General features: G+C 38.3%; 1 pseudogene. It reads right to left on the reverse strand.

Features of this window, described 5'->3' with window-relative positions:
* Nucleotides 1-619, reverse strand: a pseudogene (locus tag IRZ99_RS21110) (hypothetical protein); the annotation flags it as partial.

The raw sequence follows: 619 nt of genomic DNA on the forward strand, positions 1-619 counted from the left end.
TGATGCAGAATATGAAATACCATTTGCAGGCCATGTATAATTTTGGCCTGAACAGATTGTTTGGGTTGTGATAATGTCAATAGGTTTAGGGGTAATAGTAAGATTAAGCACCTGATCCGCAGTACATCCGTCATTGTTTATTCTAATTCCGTTTTGAGATGTTGTATAAATAACATTATTAATCCACTTATAAGACTCTCCCGCACATATTGATTCTGTTGTTACTATATCCGAAGGCTTAGTTCCAACAGTCAGGTTCAATACCTGATCTGCGGTACATCCGTCATTGCTGATTCTAACTCCTTTTTGGGGTACGGAATATGTAATGCCATTTACATGCCACTTATAAGAATCTCCCGAACATATTGATTTTGTAGTTACAATATCCAAAGGTTTAGTTCCAACAGTCAGGTTCAATACATGATCCGCAGTGCATCCGTCATTGCTAATTCTGATTCCGTTTTGCGATGTTGTATAAGTAACATCATTAATCCACTTATAAGATTCTCCTGAACAGATTGACAGGGTTGTTACAATATCCAAAGGCCTGGTTCCGACAGTTAGGTTCAACACCTGATCTGCAGTACATCCATCATTGCTGATTCTGAGTCCGTTTTGT

It is taken from the genome of Flavobacterium sp. LC2016-12 (genome assembly GCF_015351595.1).
Taxonomy (GTDB): Bacteria; Bacteroidota; Bacteroidia; order Flavobacteriales; family Flavobacteriaceae; genus Flavobacterium.